At 59.2% G+C, this 23,808-nt stretch carries 23 protein-coding genes; 8 read left to right on the top strand and 15 right to left on the bottom strand.

Features of this window, described 5'->3' with window-relative positions; all coding sequences use genetic code 11:
* Positions 1–3: 3 nt before the first annotated feature.
* The gene (locus AC24GY_RS23765; protein WP_487687998.1) at positions 4–489 is read right to left on the bottom strand and encodes a hypothetical protein; all 486 of its coding nucleotides are present in this window, start codon (positions 487–489) and stop codon (positions 4–6) included.
* A 35-nt stretch (positions 490–524) separates the two neighbouring features.
* Complete coding sequence (locus AC24GY_RS23760; protein ID WP_422321014.1) at positions 525–1,016, bottom strand: hypothetical protein; 492 nt, start codon at positions 1,014–1,016, stop codon at positions 525–527.
* Positions 1,017–1,650: 634 nt separating this feature from the next.
* Between AC24GY_RS23760 and AC24GY_RS23755 the strand changes: the two genes are divergently transcribed.
* From AC24GY_RS23755 to AC24GY_RS23745, 3 genes are all read left to right on the top strand, one after another.
* Positions 1,651–2,583, top strand: coding sequence for a glycosyltransferase family 4 protein (locus AC24GY_RS23755; protein ID WP_487687994.1), 933 nt, complete (start codon positions 1,651–1,653; stop codon positions 2,581–2,583).
* A gap of 9 nt (positions 2,584–2,592) precedes the next feature.
* On the top strand, positions 2,593–4,764 hold the full coding sequence (glgB, locus tag AC24GY_RS23750; protein ID WP_487687992.1) for a 1,4-alpha-glucan branching protein GlgB: 2,172 nt from the start codon (positions 2,593–2,595) through the stop codon (positions 4,762–4,764).
* A 63-nt stretch (positions 4,765–4,827) separates the two neighbouring features.
* Positions 4,828–5,379, top strand: a complete 552-nt coding sequence (locus AC24GY_RS23745) for a glutathione peroxidase (RefSeq protein ID WP_487687989.1) — start codon at positions 4,828–4,830, stop codon at positions 5,377–5,379.
* A 385-nt stretch (positions 5,380–5,764) separates the two neighbouring features.
* On the opposite strand, the gene AC24GY_RS23740 is transcribed toward AC24GY_RS23745, so the two are convergent.
* From AC24GY_RS23740 to purH, 5 genes are all read right to left on the bottom strand, one after another.
* Positions 5,765–6,958 (bottom strand): S1C family serine protease, encoded by a 1,194-nt coding sequence (locus tag AC24GY_RS23740; RefSeq protein WP_487687987.1) that lies wholly within the window; start codon positions 6,956–6,958, stop codon positions 5,765–5,767.
* Between the two features lie 41 nt (positions 6,959–6,999).
* On the bottom strand, positions 7,000–7,461 hold the full coding sequence (locus AC24GY_RS23735; protein WP_487687984.1) for a hypothetical protein: 462 nt from the start codon (positions 7,459–7,461) through the stop codon (positions 7,000–7,002).
* A complete protein-coding gene (locus AC24GY_RS23730) occupies positions 7,458–8,033 on the bottom strand; it encodes an RNA polymerase sigma factor (protein ID WP_422321020.1) in 576 nt (191 codons plus the stop codon). Before AC24GY_RS23730 ends, AC24GY_RS23735 begins: the two co-directional genes overlap by 4 nt.
* A 79-nt stretch (positions 8,034–8,112) precedes the next feature.
* Entirely contained in the window at positions 8,113–9,078 is a 966-nt protein-coding gene (gene lgt, locus AC24GY_RS23725; RefSeq protein ID WP_487687981.1) for a prolipoprotein diacylglyceryl transferase, read from the bottom strand.
* 167 nt (positions 9,079–9,245) lie between these two features.
* Positions 9,246–10,784, bottom strand: a complete 1,539-nt coding sequence (purH, locus tag AC24GY_RS23720; RefSeq protein ID WP_487687978.1) for a bifunctional phosphoribosylaminoimidazolecarboxamide formyltransferase/IMP cyclohydrolase — start codon at positions 10,782–10,784, stop codon at positions 9,246–9,248.
* A gap of 172 nt (positions 10,785–10,956) precedes the next feature.
* Here purH and AC24GY_RS23715 point away from each other — a divergent pair, with 172 nt between their 5' ends.
* The gene (locus AC24GY_RS23715) at positions 10,957–11,628 is read left to right on the top strand and encodes a hypothetical protein (protein WP_487687976.1); all 672 of its coding nucleotides are present in this window, start codon (positions 10,957–10,959) and stop codon (positions 11,626–11,628) included.
* Between the two features lie 19 nt (positions 11,629–11,647).
* Positions 11,648–12,172: a DUF3267 domain-containing protein gene (locus AC24GY_RS23710; protein ID WP_487687973.1), complete on the top strand. Its 525-nt coding sequence runs from the start codon at positions 11,648–11,650 to the stop codon at positions 12,170–12,172.
* Positions 12,173–12,286: 114 nt separating this feature from the next.
* On the opposite strand, the gene AC24GY_RS23705 is transcribed toward AC24GY_RS23710, so the two are convergent.
* Complete coding sequence (locus AC24GY_RS23705) at positions 12,287–12,721, bottom strand: hypothetical protein (RefSeq protein ID WP_487687971.1); 435 nt, start codon at positions 12,719–12,721, stop codon at positions 12,287–12,289.
* Between the two features lie 90 nt (positions 12,722–12,811).
* Between AC24GY_RS23705 and AC24GY_RS23700 the strand changes: the two genes are divergently transcribed.
* Together AC24GY_RS23700 and AC24GY_RS23695 are read left to right on the top strand one after the other, a co-directional pair.
* Positions 12,812–13,885, top strand: a complete 1,074-nt coding sequence (locus AC24GY_RS23700; RefSeq protein WP_487687968.1) for a Gfo/Idh/MocA family protein — start codon at positions 12,812–12,814, stop codon at positions 13,883–13,885.
* A 251-nt stretch (positions 13,886–14,136) separates the two neighbouring features.
* The gene (locus AC24GY_RS23695; protein ID WP_487687965.1) at positions 14,137–14,469 is read left to right on the top strand and encodes a hypothetical protein; all 333 of its coding nucleotides are present in this window, start codon (positions 14,137–14,139) and stop codon (positions 14,467–14,469) included.
* 76 nt (positions 14,470–14,545) lie between these two features.
* Here the strand turns inward: AC24GY_RS23695 and AC24GY_RS23690 are convergent, their stop codons facing one another.
* From AC24GY_RS23690 to AC24GY_RS23675, 4 genes are all read right to left on the bottom strand, one after another.
* On the bottom strand, positions 14,546–15,541 hold the full coding sequence (locus AC24GY_RS23690; protein WP_487687962.1) for a hypothetical protein: 996 nt from the start codon (positions 15,539–15,541) through the stop codon (positions 14,546–14,548).
* A 337-nt stretch (positions 15,542–15,878) separates the two neighbouring features.
* A complete protein-coding gene (gene zigA / locus AC24GY_RS23685) occupies positions 15,879–17,102 on the bottom strand; it encodes a zinc metallochaperone GTPase ZigA (protein ID WP_487687959.1) in 1,224 nt (407 codons plus the stop codon).
* A 628-nt stretch (positions 17,103–17,730) separates the two neighbouring features.
* The gene (locus AC24GY_RS23680) at positions 17,731–18,546 is read right to left on the bottom strand and encodes a hypothetical protein (protein ID WP_487687956.1); all 816 of its coding nucleotides are present in this window, start codon (positions 18,544–18,546) and stop codon (positions 17,731–17,733) included.
* 157 nt (positions 18,547–18,703) lie between these two features.
* Positions 18,704–19,057 (bottom strand): hypothetical protein, encoded by a 354-nt coding sequence (locus AC24GY_RS23675; protein ID WP_487687953.1) that lies wholly within the window; start codon positions 19,055–19,057, stop codon positions 18,704–18,706.
* A 167-nt stretch (positions 19,058–19,224) separates the two neighbouring features.
* Here AC24GY_RS23675 and AC24GY_RS23670 point away from each other — a divergent pair, with 167 nt between their 5' ends.
* Entirely contained in the window at positions 19,225–21,354 is a 2,130-nt protein-coding gene (locus AC24GY_RS23670; protein WP_487687951.1) for a right-handed parallel beta-helix repeat-containing protein, read from the top strand.
* 405 nt (positions 21,355–21,759) lie between these two features.
* On the opposite strand, the gene AC24GY_RS23665 is transcribed toward AC24GY_RS23670, so the two are convergent.
* The 3 genes from AC24GY_RS23665 to AC24GY_RS23655 all read right to left on the bottom strand — a co-directional run bounded on the left by AC24GY_RS23665 (position 21,760) and on the right by AC24GY_RS23655 (position 23,609).
* A complete protein-coding gene (locus tag AC24GY_RS23665) occupies positions 21,760–22,407 on the bottom strand; it encodes a dihydrofolate reductase family protein (RefSeq protein WP_487687948.1) in 648 nt (215 codons plus the stop codon).
* A gap of 42 nt (positions 22,408–22,449) precedes the next feature.
* Positions 22,450–22,710, bottom strand: a complete 261-nt coding sequence (locus tag AC24GY_RS23660; protein WP_487687945.1) for a DUF3997 domain-containing protein — start codon at positions 22,708–22,710, stop codon at positions 22,450–22,452.
* A gap of 248 nt (positions 22,711–22,958) precedes the next feature.
* Positions 22,959–23,609 carry a DUF3592 domain-containing protein gene (locus AC24GY_RS23655; protein WP_487687942.1) on the bottom strand — a complete coding sequence of 217 codons (651 nt, stop codon included), beginning with the start codon at positions 23,607–23,609 and terminating at the stop codon, positions 22,959–22,961.
* Positions 23,610–23,808: the final 199 nt, after the last annotated feature.

Raw genomic sequence — 23,808 nt, 5'->3', positions numbered from 1 at the left:
TGCTCACTTCTTCAGCTTCGGCTCGCCGACGCCCAGTGCCTTGAGCTCTGGGCGCACGGCGTCCAGATCCTCCGGCGTGACGAAGAGCATGGCGTAAGCACCATTTTCCCGAACGATGAAAGCTGGCTGGCGGCCGAGCTTGATCTCAGTGTTGAGCTGGGTCTCCATCTCCTTTTCATCAATGAACGCCCGCCAGGAGTAGGGGCTCTTGAACTTCAACTTGCTGGAATGGATGGCGCGCCATTGGTTCTGGGTGCTGTCGTACTCGAAGTAAACAAGCTGCTGACCCTTCTTCCACATTTCCTCGTTATAAGCCACGGCAGCCTGGGCGCTCATCCATTTGGAAAAGAGCTTCTCGCGCTCCTTGCCTTTCGATGACTCGACTTTGGACGGATAGGACACCCTCAATTCGTCTTTGGCCCGGGCCGGGTTCAAGACGACCAAAACGAGAGACAAGGCAAACCAGACAGAGTGTGCAGTCGTTTTCATGGCTTCAAGAGCAGGAGACATTCAGACCAGCGCGATCACTTTTTCAGCCTCGGCTCACCAATGCCAAGTGTCGTGAGCTGTGCGCGCACAGCCGTCATGTCCTGTGGTGAGACGAACAGCATGGTGTAGCCGCCGCTGAGGTTACGAACGACGAAGGCGGTCTGGAGGCCGCCCTTAATCTCGCTGTTGAGTTTGTCCTCCATGGCCTGCTCTGTTGCCATATACCAGCGTGAGTAGGGGCCGTTCAGCTTGAGCTTGTTCACAAAAATGGCGCGGGCCTGGGAGATGCTGCCATTATATTCAAAGTAGATGATCTGCTCGCCCTTGGCCCGCTTCTCCTCGACCTGGATGCGCAGGGCGTCGTAGCTCATCCACGGCGTAAAAAGCTTCTCGCGCTCTTTGCCCTTCGATGACTCGACTTTGGATGGGTAGGACAGGCGCACCGTTTCGTCTTTGGCCTGTGCTGGCATCAAGGCGACGATAAGGAGGGAAAAAACAATCCAGGCTAAGTGTGTAGTCGTTTTCATGACATTGACGTCATAGGTTAAAATGCTGATGTCTGTCAAGTATCATGCGTACATCCTTTTCTAAGTGGGTGGTCATGACTCACTTTCCACCAAGCAGACAAACTATGGTGGAATGCGGAAAAGTCCGGCGAAAACTTCATCGTCATGCTGGGCAGGGTGGGAGGATCGTGGTTCGAGTCTGGCCCATTGAAGAGGATGTGGTGAGCTGCCTAGTTTGGTCATGGGGCTGCGAAAGAATTCCATTTCTTATACGTCATATAAAGCTCCTACAAATTGCACCGAACTTAAAAGTTAAGATGGGTGGTAAAATAAATGAGCCTTTGAGGCCGAATGCTGTCTTACTCAGAGTGAATGGACTGCCTGCACTTTTCCCATGTAACCGCATCAGTCACAAAATCATATTTATAAGTTAACCCATTGACTGTGAGTTGCTTGCATTCATTCCTGTTCTAGGTTCGAGATTGGAAGAGCAGGGTGGGCGGACTTCGAATCTGGCTTAAATAAAATAAATCAATCCACACTCAAATAAAGCTCGTTCCTCAGGAAACTATAATTACCATAAAGTGACACTATTGCCCCCTCATTCATGTTGATAGCTATTCTTCATTACTCAAAACCTCCCGTCATTGGTGGCGTGGAACGTGTCATTGGCGAGCAGGCCGCCGCGCTGCGCATGCTGGGACATGAGGTGGAAGTCCTCACGCGTGAGGAATGGCACATGGCAGCTTGGGATGCGGTCATCGTTCATAACGTCTTCACCATGCCCTTCGATCTTGCCTGGACGAAGAAACTTATCGCACTCACACGCTCACGCCCCGACATCCGCTGGATCAACTGGGTGCATGACGTGCGCTGGTGGGATCAAGTGCCGGAGGCCGTGCATGTGGCGGTTTCCGAGTTCCGGCGGCAGGACTACGCGCTGGTGACGGATGAGCCGATCCACGTCATTCCCAATGGCTGTGACTCTGCCGCCATTCTGGGCCTTACTGAACGTGTTCGAGACCTGAAGCTCGAGCACCAGGGGTTGGTACTGCTGCAGCCCACGCGTTTCGTGCGGCGGAAGAACATCGAACTCGGCCTGCGGCTGCTCGCAGAACTGCCTGAGGCCTTGTACATTGTCACGGCGGCTCCTGATCCGCATCAGTCCGATGGAGCGAAGTACTTCCGTGAATTGAAGCAACTGGCCAAAGAACTTGGCGTGACCAAACGCGTACGTTTTCTCGGTGAAAAGGCCCCTTTGACCGACAATGACGTGCGCAGCCTCTACCACATGGCGGATCTGCTGTTTTTGCCCAGTACGCAGGAAGGCTACGGACTTCCTCTGATCGAAGGCGCGATGCATGGTGTGCCCGTGTACTGCTCCTGCATTCCGGCGCATCGGGAGGTGGCGGTGGGAGCCACTTTTTTCAAGCTCACAGCCTCCCCCAAGGCTCTCGCACGCAAGATCAAAAAAGACACCGCCATCCAGATGAGGCAGTCGCAGCGGCAGATGATGGCGCGGCTCGCCTGGTCACGAATTGTACAGGAGATGTTAGAGCCGTTGCTTTCTGGTCGAAAGGCTCCATGAGTGCCTTCAATGAGTCCATATTCCAAGAATGCCGAGATCGAAGCCGTGCTGGCTGCACGACATCAAAATGTGTTCGCGTTCCTCGGGGCGCATGAGGCCGGGGCAGGGAAGCAGGTGGTTCGCACCATGCAGCCCTACGCCAAGGAAGTGGCGGTCATTGTGGGCAATGAACGCGTCGTGGCCGATAAGCTGCACAAGGACGGCTACTTCGAAGCCGTCACGCCCAAAGGGCTCTACGAGCTCGAAGTGACCCCGTTTGAAGGTGAGACCACCCGTCTCAGCGATCCCTACTCCTTTGGCCTGCTGCTCGGAGATCAGGACATTTATTTTTTCCGCGAAGGCAGCCATCAGCGCCTGTGGGAGGTGCTGGGCGCAAGGCTGAAGACAGTGCATGGCATCGCCGGCTGCCAGTTTGCCGTTTGGGCCCCGAATGCACAGCGCGTCTCCGTCGTGGGAGACTGGAACCGCTGGGACGGCCGCATGCACGTGATGCGCAACCGCATCGAAGCCGGCATCTGGGAGATCTTCATCCCCGGCATCACCGAGCTGACGCATTACAAGTTTGAGGTGGTGGGTGCCCACGGCCACATGTGCCTGAAGAGCGATCCCTACGCTGTCTTCGCCCAGCATGGCACGCTGACCTCCAGCCTCGTCTTCGACATGGAGCGCTACAGCTGGTCCGACAATGAATGGATGCAGAAGCGGGCGAAGTGCGATCTCTACCACGCCCCCATGAGCGCCTACGAGGTCCACCTCGGGTCCTGGAAGCGCAAGGAAAGCGAGGGCAACCGCTGGCTGTCCTACCGTGAACTCGCGGACGATCTCATTCCGTATGTCAAAAACCTCGGCTTCACGCACATCGAGATCATGGGCATCGCCGAACATCCCTTTGACGGTTCCTGGGGCTATCAGGTCACCGGTTACTTCGCGCCGACCAGCCGCTTTGGAAACCCGGACGAGTTCCGTGAATTCATTGATCGCTGCCATCAGGCCGGCATCGGCGTCATCCTCGACTGGGTGCCCGGACACTTCCCGAAAGATTCCCACGGCCTCGCCAAGTTCGACGGCACCGCGTTGTATGAACATGCAGACCCACGTCTCGGCGAGCACCAAGACTGGGGCACCCTCATCTTCAATTACGGCCGCCATGAGGTGAAGAACTTCCTCATCTCCAACGCCCTCTATTGGCTGGAGCAGTTCCATATTGACGGCCTGCGCGTAGATGCGGTGGCATCAATGCTTTACCTCGACTATTCACGCAATGCCGGTGAGTGGATTCCCAACCACCTTGGCGGCCGCGAGAACCTGGAGGCCATCGCCTTCATGCGCGAGCTGAACTCCGTCTGCTACGCCAAGCACCCCGGTGCCACCATCATCGCCGAAGAAAGCACCGCGTGGCCCGGCGTCTCCAAACCCGTCAGCACCGGCGGCTTGGGTTTCGGCTTCAAATGGAACATGGGCTGGATGAACGACAGCCTGCACTACATGGCCGAGGATCCCGTGCACCGGAAGTATCACCACGGCGAGGCCACCTTCGCCATGATTTACGCCTTCGATGAAAACTTCATCCTCGTGCTCAGCCACGATGAAGTCGTTCACGGCAAAGGCTCCCTCATCAACAAGATGCCCGGCGACCGCTGGCAGAAGTTCGCGAACCTCCGGATGTTTCTCTCCTGGATGTGGACGCACCCCGGCAAAAAACTTCTCTTCATGGGCGGTGAATTCGGCCAGTGGAATGAGTGGCGGCATGACAGCAGCCTCGACTGGCATCTCTTCCTGGGTGAAGAGCACAGCGGTCTGCAAAAGCTTGTCAAAGACCTCAACCATCTCTACACCACCCGTCCGGCTCTTTATGCCAAGGACCACGAACCCGGCGGCTTCCACTGGCTGGACGCCAACGATGCGGACAACAGCATCTTTGCCTACACCCGCTCTTCGTCGGACGGCGACAAGGTGACCGTCCTCGTCAACGCCACCCCCGTAACCCGCAAGGACTATCGCGTCGGCGTTGCCGATGCCGGCAGCTACCGCGAACTGCTCAACAGCGACGCCCCGAACTACGTCGGCTCAGGCGTCAGCGCCGGCGCAGGATTCCAGGCCCAGCCAACACCGTGGCAGGGCCAGCCTTGGAGCATCGTCGTTGATCTTCCTCCTCTCGCCACGCTGGTGCTGGGGAGGTGATGTTCCCGATGGAGCTGCGATTGTTGCAAAGAGGAGCGAGGTTTGGCGCGTAGGTGTCGTCCCATGAAATTGCTCACCCTCGCCTCCTCTCTTCTCCTTGCCGTTGCGCTCAGCGCGGCTGACGCTCCCAAGTCCGTTTACGATGTGCCGCTGAAAGACATCGATGGCAAAGACACCTCCTTGAAGGCCTATCAGGGCAAGGTGCTCTTGATTGTGAATGTTGCTTCCAAGTGCGGCAACACGCCGCAGTACAAGCAACTCGAAGCGCTGAATCAGGAGTTCAAGAAGGATGGACTGGCCGTGCTCGGTTTTCCTTGCAACGACTTCGGCGGCCAGGAGCCCGGCAGCAATGCCGAGATCAAAGAGTTTTGCTCCCTCAAGTACAAGGTGACCTTCCCGATGTTTGACAAGGTAGCCGTGAAAGGCCCCAACAAGAGCGAACTCTATCAGGTGCTCAGCGGCCCGACCTCTCCCTTCCCGGGCGATGTGAAGTGGAACTTCGGCAAGTTCCTCGTCGGCAAAGACGGCAAGATCCTCAAGCGCTTCGAGCCCAAGGTGCAGCCAGACTCCCCGGAAGTCACTGCCGCGATCAAAGAAGCCCTGGCAGCGAAGTAAAGCGGAGCTGCTCGGTAGTTCCATTCCTCCAAGCGGCGATGACTCAATGAGTTGTCGCCGCTTTTTATGTAATGAGTCTGATGGGAGGTGTCGCTATTCCACGCCCCGATTATGCAGGACGCATCAAGTGCGCTGGGGGGCGGGGCTTTTGAAAAGGGGGGCAGGCGATGAGGCAGCAGCCCACGATGGGACGAAGACTTCTAGGGACGCGCACAGCGCATCCCTACCACCCAGAGCAGCGCGTGCCGCAGGGCTGGTAGGGAACCGCCGTGCGGGTCCGAAGTTTCGGGTCTGTGGCGTCGTGGGCGCTCAAAAAGGTGCGCCGTCCTTTGAACTTGGAAAGGCAGGAGATGCATGCCGTTTGCCGCATTCCCCAAACCATCCCCTACGCCGAAGTCGTCTGCGCTTTGACCGGCGGAAGAGCCGGAGCATTACCACCACCTGCAGGCGCAGGATTGCCCGGTGCATTCATGTCCGGACGGGGATGGATCTCAATGCGGACGCCGCCGTTCGCGCCATCCATCATGCGCAGCTTGTCGCAGAACTCCTGCGGCACGGCCTCGCGCTCTTGGTCGTTGTTGATGGGCCAGCTCTGTTCCTGACCGTTTTTCGGACGGGCGATGAAAGTCTTTTTGCCGTCTTCGTTCTTGAGGGTGTACTCACCGGTATCGTCACGCCGGGTCACGTTGGCGGCGGATTGAGACTGGGAGAAATGGAAGCGCTGCAGATCGGTTCCGGGTGGAATGGAGAGGCCGGTTTGTGGCTGACGGCCGTTGCGGCGGTGTCCGCCGCCTTCAGGCTGCTGAGCGTGACCGGGAAGTTGAAGCATGGGCGCTTGTGGTATGGGGCCTTTGCTGCCGCCCTTCGACCACTCCTGAATGCGCTCTTGGTATTCGCGCAGCTCCTTCTGAAAATTCCGCAGGCGCTCGAACTGCTCATGCAGGGCGTTGTTGTGATTCTGAAAGCCATGCTCGCGCTGCTCACCACCACGGAACTTCTCGCCATTGAAGGGAGCCATGCCATTCGGCGGCATCCCTCCCATTTGATGATGCTGAGGGTGCTCTTTGGCAGCAACCAGATGCTCGCCCAGCGTGACTGACACCTGGGTTTCTTTGCCACCGGTGATGACCTTGAGCTGCACCACGTCGCCCTTCTTTTTTGCCCGCACCAGCGCCATGAACTGCTCCATGTTCACGAGCTGCTGGTCCTCAAACTTCACCAGCACATCGTACACTTTCAATCCGGCGGTCTTGGCGGGAGAGTCGGGCAGCACTTCATCCACCAGCAGGCCAAAGCCTTCCGGCAGGGAGAACTGCGCCCGCAGCTCCGCTGGCACCTCACGGGTGAGCACACCGATGTAGGCCACCGGCTTCTGCTCTGGCTGAGCCTGGGCATTGCCACGCGAATGGTGATGGCCGGATGGAGCGTTGGAGGCTCGGCCTTCGGTTTTCCCCTCACCACTGGCACCGGACCCTTCAGCAGGGGCCGTTTTGGGAGCTTCCGTTTTCGGCTCCACCTGCTGGGCACACAGCGGTGCAACGCCGAGACAGGCGATGAGGAATGTGTGAGGCAGTTTCATGGTTGGGAAAGGCTGGAGCTAAAGGCTGGTTGGACCCTTGCTTATCTGAAGGAGACCGGCTGCAGGAGCTGCTGCTTGCTGGAGATGTCCACGGTCATCTGTGAGCTGTAGCGGGGATCCACCCAGGTTCCGAGCTCGCGGGACACGACGAGGGCGAGCTTGTCATCATTGAGGCTGCGGCCGCGGTGGAGGCTGTTGCCATGCTCGTCATCCCATTCACGAATGGTGGCGGGCGCAGCGGCCAGCGATGCTGCACCGCCCTGAGAGCGCTGCGTTGGCAGGTAGCTCATCACGGCAAAGGCAGCGGCGGCACCCATGGCGGCCCAGCCGGCAGACATGAGCCAGCGTGGCTGACGATGCGGTTTACGGCGGCTGGTGCTGAGCCAGCTCATGTCCAGTTTCAGTTCATCATCCACCCGTTGCACCAGGGCAGGGGAGGCTGCTGCCGGCGCGAGACCGCGCAGCAGGTTTTCGAGTTCTTGTTCATTGATTTCGTTGTTCATGACATGGCCTCCGTGGTGGGTGAAAAGGGTAGGATGTTGATGGCGGGAGAGGGGGATTCACCGAGAAGATCGGCACGCAGGTGCCCGAGCTTCTTGTGCAGCGCCTGCAGCGCGTAGCGGTAACGACCGGCGATGGTGTTGATCGAGCTGCCGGTCATGGCGGCGATTTCGTTGAAGGTGAGGTCGCCCCAGAGCTTCAGCGTGATGACTTCGCGCTGATCTTCGGGCAGGGTCTGCAGCGCCTTGTCCACGATGGCGGCGGTCTCTTTCTGTTCGGGCTTGGGATCAAAGGCGGGCGCGTTTTCACCTGCCACCGCGATCTCGGACTTTGCCTCCCGGTTCACCCGGCGGTGGTCGGAGCGGCGCTGATCCAGGGCGATGGTGCGGACGGCGGCGTAGAGCAGGGGAATGTGGCTGGAGTCCCCCTCGGGAAAGCGCCGCCACCAGCGCACAAAGGCCTGCTGGACAACGTCTTCGGCATCGGCTTTGGAGTCGACCAGTTGGCGCGCATAGAGCACCAGCTGCGGAGCTAGGTGATCAAACGTTTGTTTCCAATCGAAGGCGGATTCCATGCGGGAAGGTACATGTTCAACACATATACGTCCACCCTAACGCCACAAGGTCCGGCTTTTGTATAGCCTTGCTGAAAAATCAAGCCTTGGCCGCATCAGGCCCGGGCGGGCTCTTGCCCCACTTCAGTCCGTAGCCGATGAAAAGACCACCGACGATGAACATGAAGGTGGAGTAAAACTGCCCCTTCGTCAGGCCCAGAATCATCGCTGATCCGCTGTCCGGCTGCCGTACATACTCCAGCGCGATGCGGGCGATGGCATAAAGGATGAAGAACAGGCCGGCGATGATGCCCTGGCGCAGCCGTGGGAAGCGCAGCCGGATGAAGATCAGGATGGCGCTGAGCAGCAGGCCTTCACCGAAAGCCTCATAAAGCTGGGAGGGGTGGCGCGGGTGCAGGATCTGCTCCAGCTCGGCAAGGCCACCGCGACGCTGCTCAAAGTAAGCGATGATGTCCTGGCTGTGCTGCAGGCCGTTCACATAAATCTCGTGCATCAGGGCCGGATCCCCCCCTTGTTTTACGAAGTCCTCGTGCAGCAGCTCCGTCGGAAACTTCACCGCCCACGGCACCGTGGTCACGTGGCCAAAGAGCTCGCCATTGATGAAGTTCGCGATGCGGCCCAGAAAGATGCCCAGCGGCGCACCGCACACGATGGAGTCGCCGATGCCCGCCCAGGAGATCTTGTGCTTCCACGCATACCAGCCGCAGAACAGCGTCGTTCCCGCGATGCCGCCGTGGGCGGCCATGCCGCCTTGGTTCAGCAGGAAGAAAGTCCACGGCGCATGGATGAATTCGTCAAAGTTGTACAGCAGCATGTAGCCCAGCCGCCCGCCCAGCACGAGGCCGAAGAGCGACACCAGCGTGATGAAGTCCGCCACCGCCTCGGGCTTGATCTCCGAGAGCCCTCGCTTCGCCAGAAAGTACATCACCCGGTAGGTGAGGTAGAACCCCAGCACATACGCGAGGCCATACCAATGAACGGCAATCTTGTCCGTGAACTTGATCACAAACGGGCTGAGGTCGTGCAGGTAGTAAGCGAAAATCATGGGGCACAAGGCATGGACGGGAGCGGCGTCCGCACAAGGAACAAAATTCAGCAGTCAGCTCTCCGGCCTACAGGGATCAACTGCTCTTAATTTAAGATGGCTTAACTATTTACTATGCTTAAATAGTTAAGCCTGAGTGGACTGGCCACCTTTTACACGCGCCAATCCTAGTGCAGGAAGTGACGCACGCCGGTGAAACACATGGCCATTTTGTGCTCATCGGCAGCCGCAATGACCTCGGCATCCTTCACGGAGCCGCCGGGTTGGATGGCAGCCGTGGCTCCGGCTTCGGCAGCGGCGATCAGGCCGTCCGGGAAGGGGAACATGGCGTCTGAGGCGACGATGCAGCCCTTGAGGGAAAGTCCGGCTTCCTTGGCCTTCCAGATGGCGATGCGGCAGGAATCCACGCGGCTCATCTGACCGGCACCGATGGCCAGCGTGCGGTCGCTGGTGGCGAAGACGATGGCGTTGGACTTCACGTGCTTCACCACGCGCCAGCCGAAGCGCATGGCTTCGAGCTCGTCGCGGGTCGGCGGGCGGATGGTCTTCACTTTGGATTCCAGATCGTCCAGGCCCAGGGCGCGGGAGTCGCTGTCCATCACCATCACGCCGCCAGGAGCGGAGCGGATCACGGGCTCGGTAAGAGCTTCGGCCACGCCGGGCAGCATCTGGATCAGGCGCAGGTTCTTTTTCTTCTGCAGCAGCGCGCGTGCGTCCGCATCGAAATCCGGGGCGATGATCACATCGGTAAAAATCTCCGAGATGATGCGGGCCAGGCCCAGCGTCATGCTGCGGTTCACCACGATGACGCCGCCAAACGGAGCCTGCTTGTCCGTTTCAAAAGCCTTCTGCCAGGCCTCGCGCAGATCTTCATCCGCGCAGCCCACGCCGCAGGGGTTGGTGTGCTTGAGGATGGCCACGGTGGGGCGGCGGAATTCCAGGGCGATCTCGGCCGCAGCGTGGATGTCCAGCACGTTGGTGTAGCTGAGGTCTTTGCCGTGCAGCTTCACGAAGTAGTCGCCGAAGTTGCCGTAGAGGGAGGTCTTCTGGTGCGGGTTGTCGCCGTAGCGCAGCTCGGCGTACAGTGGCAGGCTGAGGTTGAAGGTCTTCTGCGTGGTCTGCTCCTTGTTCAGGTAGGCGGCGATGGCGGTGTCGTAGGCGCCGGTGCGCTGAAACACCTTGCAGGCCAGGCGCTCGCGGGTGCCCAGGGTGGTGTCTCCGGCGTGCTCCTTCATCTCTTCCAGCACGACGCTGTAATCGGCGGGATCGGTGATCACGGTCACCCAGCGGTGATTCTTCGCCGCGCTGCGCAGCATGGACGGGCCGCCGATGTCGATGTTCTCGATGGCCTCTTCCAGCGTCACGTCCTTCTTGGCGATGGTCTGCTCAAAGGGATAGAGATTCACCACCACGAGGTCGATGCACGGGATGTCGTGCTTCTGGGCGTTCTTCTTGTCTTCCTCATTGTCACGGCGCTGCAGCAGGCCGCCGTGGACCTTCGGGTGCAGCGTCTTCACGCGACCGTCAAACATCTCCGGAAAGCCGGTGTGGTCGGACACATCCGTGACCGTCAGGCCGCCGTCCTTCAGGTGCTTGGACGTGCCCCCGGTGGAAAGCAGCTCCACCCCGAGCGCCGCCAGTCCTTTGGCGAAGTCGAGGAGGCCGGATTTATCAGAAACAGAAAGCAGGGCGCGGGCGATGGGCATGTGTGTCTTGGGAGGAAGTTCGGGGGCGCGGACTAAAGGGAGAATTATGGGGGTGCCAAGCGCATTTCACGAGCCAATTTTGTGCCTTGCGAAGGGAGGAATTTCTTGAGGGTGATATTTGCTTGTCAATCCGTCCCGGCTGCTGAAATGGTTTAAGCCATTGCTTTAACCCATGAGCCTGCCGCCACCGCCGCCTCCTTCGTCCGAAACCACAGACGAGGTCGCGCCCAAGGCCTGCGTGAACTGCGGCTCCATCCGCCTCAGCACCCAGACCAAGCTGCCGGTGTGCGAGCCCTGCCGTGTGGACCTGATCAAGTTTCCCTTTCCGCTGTGGGTCAAAGCGGCCGCCGCAGTCATCGCGGCCTTGGTGGTTGTCTCCTTGGTTCTGTCTCGCGAGCGCATTCATGCCGCCGTTCAAATCGCCCATGCGAAAAAGATGAAACGCGAAGGACGCTGGGAGGAGTCCTATCAAAGCTATCACCCCCTCATCAAAGAGTACGATGACACCGAGACGCTGCTGAGCTATGCCGAAGCCGCCCTGAACAGCGGCCACACCGTGGATGCAGCGGGGGCCATGAAATCGCTTTCCGGCCGTGAGGCCACACAGGACCAAAATCATCGCGCCAATTCAGTGATCTATCAGCTGCAGCGGCCCACTGGAAGCTTCCTGCCCCCAGGGCCGTCTTTACAAATGACCGACACAGGTTCCGCGTTCCAGCCCGACAAGCCAGCCATTCAGCTTGGAGGACAGCCCAGTCCGATGAACACAGCTCCCGCCGGCCAGATCCTGCTGGGGCAGCCTCTGCAGTTGAACAACGTCCCCATCCAGATTCAGACCCGCTGAACCCGCCGCCGCCACCCTCATGATCTTCATCCCTGGATTCATCATCACACTGGCCACCTTTCCCGGCGTCATCGTGCATGAGGCCGCGCACCAGCTCATGTGCCGCTTCACCGGCACCCCGGTGCTCAAGGTCTGCTATTTTCAGACGGGCAACCCCGCAGGCTACGTCATTCACGACGAACCCTCCTCCGGCTGGAAACACTTCGTCATTTCCGTCGCGCCCTTTTTGCTCAATTCCATCGTCGGCCTGCTCATCTGCCTGCCGGTGGCGCTGGCCCATGAAGGCTTGGGCATGGTGAATCTCCTGCTCGGCTGGGTGGGATTCTCCGTCGCCATGCACGCTTTTCCCAGCACCGGAGATGCCAACAGCCTCTGGGCAGCCATTCGAAAACCCGGCGCTTCCTGGCTCCTGCGCATCATCGCCTTTCCCGTCGTCTTCGTGATCCACATCGGTGCCGTGCTCTCCGTGGTCTGGTTTGATGCCATCTACGCCGCCCTTATCTGCTTCGCTGCCCCAGCGGCTTTTCTGGAGCTGATCGCGTAGCCAGCCACGTGCGGCGCACCCATTCCCGGACCTCTGATATTAGCGTCATATCAGCGTCTAATCAGCGGTTAAAATCCGCCCATTTTCACCCACCGCATTCAATACGCCGCGCCCTCAAGGCCCCGCCTTCGGCACAAACGGCGGGTAAAACTTCCGCGCTCCAAACTCCACGTAGCGGTTCTCGCCGCTCTTCAGATAGACGGGCAGGGGACCCTTCTCTCCAGCACCCTCCGGCTGATAAATGAAGTGCCGCCCCGTCGCATCCAGCCCCAGCTTCATCATTGTCGCGTCATCCATTTCCACCGCCTCCTCCACCCGGCGAAACAGCCCCTCGTCCTGCCCGGCAAAGCGCAGGTTCGGCTCGTAGCGATCATCCTTGCCCAGCATAGTGTAGTACTTCGCATCACCCAGCGCTGTCGGATATTCCGTCCACTCGTAGTCCGCCGGGCGCAGATGAATGCGCCACGAAAGAATCACCAGCGACGTGAGCAGCACCGCCCAGCCCAGCAGCAGCCGGCCGGGGGTGTCGCGGATTTCATTGGCAGCCATGGGGCAGGGGCGATGAAAGGGGAACCGCCGCCTCAAGGCAAGGGGGATTTCGATTGTCATCCCCGCGCCCTTCGGCTTCGATGCTGCCCTATGAGCAAAAAATGGCGCATCGCCGGCATCAATTTCGATCACTTCCACATGGGCGACCTCCTGCGCCAGACCTCCGAGCATCCGAACGCGGAGATCGTGGGCATCTGCGATGAGCAGCCCGCACGCCTCGTGGACGCCCAGCGGAATTTCAGCCTCACCGATGCCCAAGTCTTCACCGACTACCGCGCCTGCATGGAGCAGACGAAGCCCGACATCGTCATCCTCTGTCCCGCCGCTTCGAGTCACGGCGACTGGGTTTCCAAGATCGCCCCCTTTGGCACCCACATCATCATGGAGAAACCCTTCGCCGGATCGCTGGCCGAGGCCGATGCCATGATCGCCGCCATGCAGCCGCACGGCAAGCTCCTCACCGTCAACTGGCCGCTCGTCTGGGATGCCGGGCAGCAGACCGCGCACCGCCTCATCCAGGAAGGCCTCATCGGCGAAGTCCGCGAATTCCACCACCACGGCGGCAATCGCGGCCCGCTCTACCACGGCGCCGACAAGATCGAAAAAGAACCCAGCGCCGCCGAAAAAGCCGCGAGCTGGTTCTACAGCAAGGCGCAGGGCGGGGGCTCCTTGCTCGACTACATGGGCTACGGCACCACCCTCGGCACATGGCACCTCGGCGGCCGGGCCCCGCTGGAAGTCACCGGCGTCTGGGACGAACCCGCCGGGCTTGAGGTGGACGAGCACGCCGTCGCCATCATCCGCTACAGCTTCGGCCTCAGCAAAAGCGAAACCCGCTGGGGCACCTTCACCGATCCCTGGACCCACCAGCCCCAGCCCAAGTGCGGCTTCGTCCTCAAAGGCACCGACGGCACCCTCTCGTGCTACGACTACGAACCCACCGTCCGCGTCCAAACCCGCGCCCGCCCGGAAGGCTACGAGATCCCGGTCGATCCCGTCCTCGCCCCGAACCGCAATCCCGTCGAGCACGTCATCCACCACCTCGAAACCGGCGCGCCCCTCATCGGCCCGCTCCGCCTCGACATCTCCCGCATCGGCCAGCAGATCGTCGATACCGCATTCCAAAGCGCCCAGGAGAAACGGACACTGAAGCTGGTTGGGTAGGTCGCCCGTTGCGAACCGAATGGAACTGAAACAGCCCTTCACAGGGTTGCCAAAACCTTCCATATTAACTACCAACAATCAATGTAATGTAAAGTATTAAGGTGCGGGGATGGCAGGTTGAAAACGGTTGGTATCAATTGAAAGTTGATAAAGTTGATTCTTCGACTCTCTCAGCCCTCCTTTGAGATTCTCAGTTCATAGGGCAAACGCCCGACAAGGCATTAAACCAATGACGTTTTTTCTTTCCGACCATGAACCCTGAATGGATATCCACTACATTTCACACCGGTAGGTTTTTCAACGACTACATTGAGTCCGCAAAATCCATCGGTTACGAAGTTTGGGATGCCAAGGATTCCATTGGCGGTGTCGTGCTTGTAGCAAACGACGAAGCACTGAAACGATACGAGTTTCGCTGCACATGCCCATGTGAAGGAAAAGTTGAAATCAGGGTTTTAAATTTCCCGGACGATTCCTCTGAGCTTGTTAAAAAAGTGTTTGATCCCGTCACCAATAAGTGGTTCCAGCAGTCGTTTAGTTTGTCGGATGGCCCCTTGCGTTCTTCCATTCAGAGCTGGAAGTGAAAAAAAAGATGCCAGTCATTTAGTGTATCGTGAATGCCATTTGGCCATGCCGGGCATTAAATTTTGAAGGGCTCAGCTACGCCGACGGTTTTGGTCCAAAATCCAAGTTAAAACCCATCTCCAAGAAGAGATCAGCCAATTCGCTTTTGGCAATGGGATTCAATATCCACATCACAAGAGCCTTCCGCGCACATTCATCAACTGCATTCATAATCTCTGGAGGAACCGATTTATGCGCTCCTCCATGAACTAAGGCTGAACGAGTACTATATGCCTTTTTCAATTGCTTATAATGGCCTCTGAAGCTCTCCAAATTGCCTTCCGCCATAATTAAAGCACCGTTTCTTGCGAAAGACTGGCTTATCTGATCCTTGCCCGAATTGAAAATAGCTTCCAACGTAGTTACCTGTAGGAGAAAACGACTGATTCCCCCTGCGCGATAGGAGGCCTCGAAAAATTCCAAAGCCGTTCTATAGGGCTCGTTGCCTTGATCAGGAATCTGCATCAAGCGATCAAACATTTCACGATCATTTGAGCAAAAAGAAGAAATTTCATACGGAAGGCCTGAAGATGAAGTCATGATTCCACCAGGCTTTCCATCGTCAGGGCTCAATAGGAATGAAGATGTCGTGCGAAAGTCCCCCTTTTTTAGCAGCCGGAGTGCTCGTATCACGCGGTGAACCATCCTTTCTCCGTCGCCCCACCTTTTCATTAACCCACCATCCGGCAAATGTTCCCCTTGATCGTCGGCTGCAAATGATGACACCAAAAATACTAAGTACCCTCTGCTAAGCGATTCCATATCCCCAAGGCAACTGTGAACCAACCAGGCGCGATGAAACTCGATCGAGACTTTAATTTCAGAATCATCTGGATCAAGTTCATGCCACGGCAAGGCATAGATCAGACGAAGTTTTCTGCTCATCTCGTGGATCGCGACCCTTCTAAAAGAAAACAGGCTCAAACACTTATTCAGGCAATCCACCGATTCGTCGACGCCACCGATCAATGCCCAATGCTCCCAAACTTGGGCGGTCTGGCTGGATAGTGGTGTATCACAAAGCATTTGCATTTGTCAGGGTAATCACTTCAGAAACCAAAGTAAAATGTTCATCGCATCAATATTCCTACGACTACGTAGCGGAAAAGATGCCAGAAAAGATGCCAGGCATTTAGTACGCATGCCGATTGTGTATTCATCTGTAATTCAGTAGGTTGCGGCATCCATTAGGCATGCTTCACTTGGCGCGTGAACTGCGCGCAGTAAGTGATCAGGCCTGCGAGTCGGCAGGCCACCGTCGGGTATAGCTACGACGGTGGCAGGGCTTAAACCGATGGCCCCTGCCCTCCCAGCGAGGCCCCCTTCCCGGCTCCCCGGCCAAGGCCGCCGGGACATCCTGCGAAATGGTTCACGCAGCGTGCGTATGAGGCTCATTCGGAAGCCATTCTGGAAAAGGATCAGGCAGTTGCATCCAGGCATCGGGGCCTTGGTCGAATTCGGCTGCGGTGAGCAGTGCGGCGTCGAATTGGGTCATGAGGCCGGCTTGGTTCATGTCGCGACCGATGATGACAATTTCCTGGCGGCGGTCGCCATAGAGGGCGTCGATGTGATGGCGGATTTCTGCGCGGGATTCCTCGTCTTGGGGCCATTCGGACTCGCTGACGGCACTCCAGAAGAAGCCAAAGGCGCGGGTGTCACGCAGGACGCCGGCCTGGGAGAGATAACCGGCGATTTCCATGCGCGTGGCCAGCCAGAACATGCCCTTGGCGCGGATCACGCCTTCCCAGGTGGCGTTGAGCAGTTCCTGGAGCCGCTGCGGATGAAACGGACGCCGTGCGCGAAACACGAAGCTGCTGATGCCATACTCCTCGGTCTCGGGTGTATGACCCTTGAGGGAGTCCAGCCAGCCTTCAGCTTGCTCAGACTCCGCTTGTTCGTAGAGGCCGGTGTTTAGCACCGCGCTCAGAGGCACTTCCGACTGGCGTGTTTCATGGACTTTCGCTTTCGGATTCAGAGCTTGGATGACCCCGCGAATGTCCTGCAGTTCCTCAGCGTTCACGGCGTCTGTCTTGTTGATGAGGATGACGTTGGCAAACTCGATCTGATCAGTCAACAGATGCACGATGGTGCGGCCATCTTCCTCTGACACCTGCTGTCCACGATCTCTGAGTTCTTCAGTGCCGTAGTAGTCGTTGAGAAAGTTCCGCGCATCGACCACGGTGACCATGGTGTCGAGCTGTGCGAGGTCGCCGAGACTGCGACCTGACTCGTCAGTGAAGGAGAAGGTTTCGGCCACTGGCATCGGTTCAGAGACTCCTGTGGACTCGATGAGCAGAGCGTCGAAGCGGCCTTCGCGAGCCAGTTTTGAGACTTCCTTGAGCAGATCTTCACGCAGCGTGCAGCAGATGCAGCCATTGCTCATCTCCACCATTTTCTCCTCGGTGCGAGAGAGCTGGGCATCGCCTGCCTTCACCAGCTGGGCATCCACATTGACCTCGCTCATGTCATTGACGATGACGGCAACTCTGCGTCCCTCGCGGTTTCGCAGGATGTGATTGAGCAAGGTGGTTTTCCCAGCTCCAAGGAAGCCGGAGAGGACGGTGACAGGGAGCTTCGGTGTCATTATTTGCATCAGTGGGTGAAGTTCTATAACGCAAACAAATTGCATTATAACCTCTTTAACGCAACTTATATGCATTATCAAATGAGCTAGTCGGTCGCTGCTGGTGCCCCCATTCCAGTTCATTTTTGGAATCACTGCTCTGCGCATGCCCGCCATGGGGTCAAAAGGGGTGCGTTGGCAGCCGGTTGAAGAACTCCCCCTTGGAGTCTCTGAGGGCGGCGGCAACTGGCTGACAGATGAGAGGGATCGTCCCGATCCCTCACGCTCCCGCAACACCCAGCGTGCTCGCTCCATCCAGCCCGGAGGATCAGGATGATCCTCGTCTGCCAGTATCACCCATTGGGCTCTGGTTTGGTATCATGATACCGATTTGATACCCCTGTGATGCTTGATACCATTTCATCACATAAGGTGGCTGGAGGAAGGTCCCCCCTGCCCCTTGGGCGGGCCCGTAGGGTCACAGGGTCACGACCTATATATAGGTCGTGACCCTGTGAACCTGAAATGACCCTGTGACCCTGAGCCTCTCTCTGAAATGATCGCTGGTGAGCCCATGGGGCTGCAGTTCATGGGCACTCGCAGAAAGGCATTCAGGAAAGGGTGGGCCACCTCTTTCCATCCGGGCACATCACGGGGTTTACTTGGCTGGGGGTGCTGGCGGGAGGAGGTTCGCCGGCAGGGGCATTGCGGCGCGGATCTCCTCGGCTATCGGGGCGACTGGGGCTGCCGCGATGCGTGGCAAATCGGCTGCCGGGGCTGCCACGACTTGCGGCAAATCAAGGCTGATCGGCGTGAACCTGCGTTGCGTGCGCTGGGGGATGACTGTGGGTGTCTGCGGGCCTGCCTTGGGGATGATGGTGGGCGCCTGCGGCACACCGGCATGCCTCGAGAGCACTTGCGGGCCTGACTTGGGAATGACGCTGGGCACCTGCGGCACACTCGCCTGACGCGAGAGCACCTGCGGCCCCGGCTGCACGAGCGGCGCTTGCAGCACCGAGCCATTCGGCGCACGATCCAGCACAAAACCACTGAAGTCCAAAGGCAGCGGCACGAGCTGCCCCTCCGCCGTCAGCACCTGCCCCTCCGGCACCAGCTCTGCATTCACCCGCTGCATGCGGCCGTGGCGGATCAGATAAGCCTGTCCTAGCACGGCGAAGAGCCCCTCGCGCAGCGTCGGGGTGGAGGCATTGGCGAAATCGGACGGCAGCGCCACGAGCCGCCCTTCTGCGGTCAGTACCTGGCCCCTCGGCACCAAGGTGACATCCACCAGCGCCGCACGGCTGTGGCGAATGAGGTAGGTCTGGCCGCGATAGAACACGATGCCGTCATGCACCGTGCTCGTCTCACTCGCCTTGGGCTGATATTCCAAGGCGCGTGGGATGCCGCTCTGGGCGGCGGCAGGGCCGTAGCAGACCAGCACCGCAGCAAGGAGGATCAATGGATGGGATTTCATAAGTCGGGAACGAAGGCAGATTCACACTGCCCTCAGTTCAAGACTAACCAGCCACCGTCTTTCTCGCCATGGGGTGAGCACCCCAACCCGATGCAGCCGGGGGGGCTTTCCAGGCGTGCAGGTCTCCCAGCCAGATGGGCCGCGAAGGAGCCCGCTCTTACGCTTCTGGCAGACGCAATTTGGTGGCGGGGCCGGTGACCTCAAAGTGAAAATGGGGGTCTTCACAATCGGGGTGAATCTCCGTGACCCGAATCGGCAGGAGATGAGGAACTTCCAGCGAAAGGTAGCGGGCTGTGGATGCCAGCGTTTCCAAAGAAGCTGAGTTGTCCGGCTCAAACAGACCCCGGGCCACCTGATCCAGAGAGGGTTCACAGAGGATTTCTCCGCTCGCTGGCGGAAGGTCGCCGCTGCACCACAGAGTGGCCCGTGCGCAGCGCTTCTCCAGAGGGTCGCCTTGAAGTTTCGCCACAAACTCAAGACTCATTGCCCGCCGCGTTGCTTCGTCGCTCATGGGGACACATCAAGGCATGATATAGGTTCATCATGCAAGGGGTTTTGTGTTCGACTCGCCTGATCTTCCCTTTGCCGGTTGGTGATTTGCACTGGCTGCCGCCAAAAGCGAAGGCGCGGGCAGTTTCGGCCAACAAAAGGCCGGGGAGGGTTCGTATGACTCCACCCATGAAATTCCCCGCAGTGCTCCAGGTTTCCCATCGGTCATTTCCCCTCAGGGCGGCCATCCTTGCGGTGGCGCTGGCGTGGGCCACGCCGGGCTCTGCCCTGACGCTCCATGTGGGGCCGGATGGCAATGATGCGTGGTCCGGCATGCTGGACGCGCCTAATGCAGCGAAGACAGACGGCTGCTTTGCCACGCTGGGCCGGGCACGCAATGAGATCCGCAAGCTCAGGAAAACCCAGGGCCTGCCGGCGGGCGGCATCGTGGTGGAGATTCGCGGCGGGGTATATCCTCTGACGGCCAACTTGCTGCTGGAGCCGGAGGATTCCGGCGCGGAGGGCGCGCCCATCGTGTGGCAGGCACGGGCGGGCGAGGTGGTGCGGATCACGGGCGGAGTGGAGATCCAAGACTTCAAGCCGGTGACGGATCCCGCAGCGCTGAAGCGCATCGACGAGGCGGCGCGGCCGCAGGTGCTGCAGGCAGACTTGAACGCCATGGGCATCAAACAACTGGGCTCGGCGGTGGGGCTGGATGATGAGAACCATGACCGCCTGGAGCTGTTCTTTCAGGACAAGGTCATGACGCTGGCGCGCTGGCCCAATGAGGGCCCCACACGGATCAAAGACGTGGACGATGATCAGGCGGAGACAGCGCCCGGCGGCCTGAGGGTCAGCAAGATAGGACGCATCGTCTACGAGGGCGACCGCCCCAGCCGGTGGGTTCACGAAAAAGACGCCTGGCTCCACGGTTCTTGGTATTGGGAGTGGAACGATGCGCGCCAGCCCATCGAGTCGATCGATGCGGGCCGCCACGTCATCACGCTGGCACCGCCCTACCCGGCCAAAGGCTACCGGCAGGGGCAGCATTACTATGCCTTCAATCTGCTGCCGGAGCTGGACAGCCCCGGCGAGTGGTACCATGACCGCGATACCGGCATCCTCTACTTCTGGCCGCCCGCTCCTCTCAGCCAGGGCAAGGCGGTGGTGTCCATCGCGCCCACCCTGCTCTTCATGCACGACCTCGCGCACGTGAGCTTTCGCGGCCTCATTTTTGAAGCCTGCCAGGGCACGGCCATCCTGCTCAAGAACGTGGAGCACGTCCAGATCATCGGCTGCACGGTCCGCAATGCGGGCCGCTGGGGCATCGATCTGCGGGGGCAGAACTGCCGGATCGCCGGATGCGATCTCTCAGAGCTGGGCTACGGCGGCATCCACCTCACCGGCGGAGACCGCAAGACGCTGACGCCGGGCAATCTGGTGATCGACAACAATCACGTCCACCACTTCTCGCGCTGGAAGCGCATGACCAAGCCGGCGCTGAAGATCAACGGCGTGGGGAATGTGGCCAGCCACAACCTGATCGACAACGCCCCGCACCAGGCCCTTTGGTGGACTGGCAACGACCACCGCATCGAGTTCAACGAAATCCACAGCGTGTGCTACGAGGCCAATGACGGCGGCGCGATCTACGCGGGAGAGGACTGGACGGAGCGCGGCACCGTGATCCGCCACAACTACCTGCACCACCTCAGCGGCCTGGATGGGCGCGGCTGCCTGGGCGTGTATCTGGATGACATGAACAGCGGCACGGAGATCACCGGCAATGTCTTCTACAAGATCGAAAACTCCGCCAAAGCGATGAAGGCGGCGGTGTCCACCTGCGGGCGGGACTGCACCATCACCAACAACGTCTTTGTGGACTGCCAGCCTGCGGTGGAGGTGTCCACACGCGGACAGGTGTGGTTTGACCGCCTGAAGGCCAAGCTGGACCAGATGCCCTACAAAAGCGAGCTGTGGGCCGGCAGATACCCCCGACTGGTGACCCTTCTCGATGACGAGCCGATGCTGCCGAAGGGCCACCTCATCGCGCGAAACATCTGCGTGGGCGGCGTGTGGAGCAGCCTGGCCAATGTGGCGAAACCGCTGGTGACCTTTGAGAACAATCTGATCGATGCGGACCCCCGCTTTGTGAATGCCGCGCAGGGAGACTTTCGGCTCAAGGAGGACTCCCCGGCCTGGAAGCTGGGCTTCAAGTCCATCCCACTGGAGAAAATAGGCCCCTACCCCAGCCCCGAACGCGCCTCATGGCCCCTGAGCCACACCGTGCGCCCTGCAGTGGTGTCAGGGGGTGAATGAGGGGAAGGTCCAAGGGCGGAGACTGGAGCGCTTCGCAAAAGTCATTGCCGTTTTGCAGGCTGTTTCTTGATCGAGGACCATGGGCTTCGACAGCGGCTGGTTGAGGACAACCAGCCCTACCTGCCCTGGGCATGCGCAGGCCCGGCGCGAGGTAGGGCGCTTGGTCCTCCAAGCGCCGTCGAGCGTCTGCACGTTCGCTTTGGGGAAAATCAATTTCACACAACGCCATAAAGCAGCCCGGTTCCTATGGAGCAGGAATGGGCCCGGGCTGTCAGGTTGAGCAGCCGATCATCCCTTCCCTGCTTGGCCAACTGAAGCGTGTCTAGGGCCCGTGATGTCAGTGTGATGGAGAGGGCTCTTCTTTGTTGCACAGCAACAAGGCTGCTCTGCTTGCGCTGGCAGGTGTTACGTGCGCGTCAGCACGATGTGCGTGGCCCGCTCCGATCCCACATGCTGCGTGCAGGTGTATCCCAAATCCGGCAGGTGAATGCCTTCGAACAAGCGCTCGCCTGCGCCGAGCAGGACGGGGGAGATGGCGAGGTGGAGTTCATCGATCAGGCGCGCCTCCAGGTATTGCCGGATGGTGGAGGCACCGCCGCCGATGCGGACGTCCTGACCGTTGGCGGCTGCGCGGGCGCGTTCCAGCGCGACGTGGATGCCCTCGGTGATGAAATGAAAGGTGGTGCCGCCCTCCATGACGAGGGGCGCACGCGGGTGATGGGTGAGCACGAAAACGGGCTTGTGATACACCGGGTTGTCACCCCACCAGCCGCGCCAGCTCTCATCCGGCCAGGGGCCGCGCACGGGCCCGAACATGTTCCGGCCCATGATCCAGGCGCCCACATTGTGGAAACCGCGTGCCGCGAAGTCGTCATCGATCCCGGTCTCTCCGCCCTCCTTGCCGAAGAGCTGCGTCTGAAACGTGCGTGTCGGGAAGGCCCAGCCATGCAGGGCCGTGCCGCCGATGCCCAGCGGGTTCTCCAAACTCTGGTCCGGGCCTGCGCCGAAGCCATCAAGGGAAAGGGTGAAGCTTTCGACGCGGAGTTTGCTCATGGGATGGGTGCGGTGGTGGTGAGTTCGCTTGCGACGTTCGGTTCATTGCAACTCGTCGAAAACTTTGGTGAATGGCGGCAACGAAAGCGAGGTGCTTAAGGCGCCAAACTGTTCTTTGGTGAGCGGTCCTCGCACAGTCTTGTCTCGCGCAACAATGAAGTAATTCGTGACTGAACGATCGAACTCCCTTCCGCCTTCGGTTGATGGATGCTGCTTGAGAACGATGTGCTTTTCGTCGTCTCCGACAGCGAAGATTGTCGATTCGACGAGGAACATCGACGAAGGCTCGTGCAATAGGGTCATCTGAGACAGGGTGTCGATGGCGATGAGACGAAAATCGCCGCTCTTCTATTGGGTGTCGTACGACCACTCGGAACACGCTGCGAGAACAATCAGCAAAAGCGTGTTTAAAAAGATACGCATGGCAAGTCGTCTGACAGGTGGATGGTGAACTGATTTGCTGGGTTTGTCCCGACGCCATTAGGGCTGCCGGATATGCTTCCCTGACACGCCAAACTAACCAAACTGACGGCTTGTGCGCAAGAGGCTCGTTATTTCAAAAAGAGGTCCCCTGGTGCCACCCGAGAGTAACGCACCAAGCTGTAAACTCCGGCCACGACACTGAGAGCAAGGCCAGTGCCCAGGAGAGTGGGAATGATCTTCGGCTCTAGCGTGGGCGGGAGCAGGAAGATGATCACGAAACCCAGCAGGCACATCCCACGGGTCAGACCATACAACACATGGCTTTTGGGCCTGCGGTCCTGGGAGTCAAAAACATAGCTGCCAAGCCACATCCCCCAAACAACCAGGCTGAATCCGAGGCTCCACTTCGGCCACCCATATTCAAGCAGGGCAAACTCGGGATGATGGGAGTCATAGCGAACGCTGACCTGACTGCCTGGGCGCAGGGACTTGGCGAGGTCCCCGGCACCGAACTCGTAGGCCTTGTTGCTGATCCAGCCTGCCCGCACCCGGTCGCTCTCGTAGCTGCGTCCATCCACCGTGTAGCGGTAACGGATGAGGGAGCGCGTGTTGCCACGATGGCTCTTCGAATCAGAGGAGATGACCCGGCCCTTTGTGGCAGCATCGGCCCGCCACAGATGCCATGAGGACACACCAAACTCCACGGGCATCATGAAGAGCAGCGCCAGGAACAAGGCCAAAAAGACGAGTGCTACGGCTATTCCGAGGAGGTATCGCATGGAGAGGCTGTGACTTCGATGAACAGGGGGCGGGTGAACCAATTGGGATGGGGGCGTCCCAATGCTTTTCGGGCGGGCGGATTTCTTGCTCCAAGGCACCAATCTAGCAAAAGTGGCGGCTTGAGCGCAAGAGGCTTGTGATTTCAAAAGCGAGGCCTCCCTGCTCTGCCGCATGGAATGGCACCAGCGCGATCAAGAA

The organism is Prosthecobacter sp. Pr1 (genome assembly GCF_057652315.1).
This window is presented reverse-complemented; position numbering and strand designations above follow the sequence as displayed.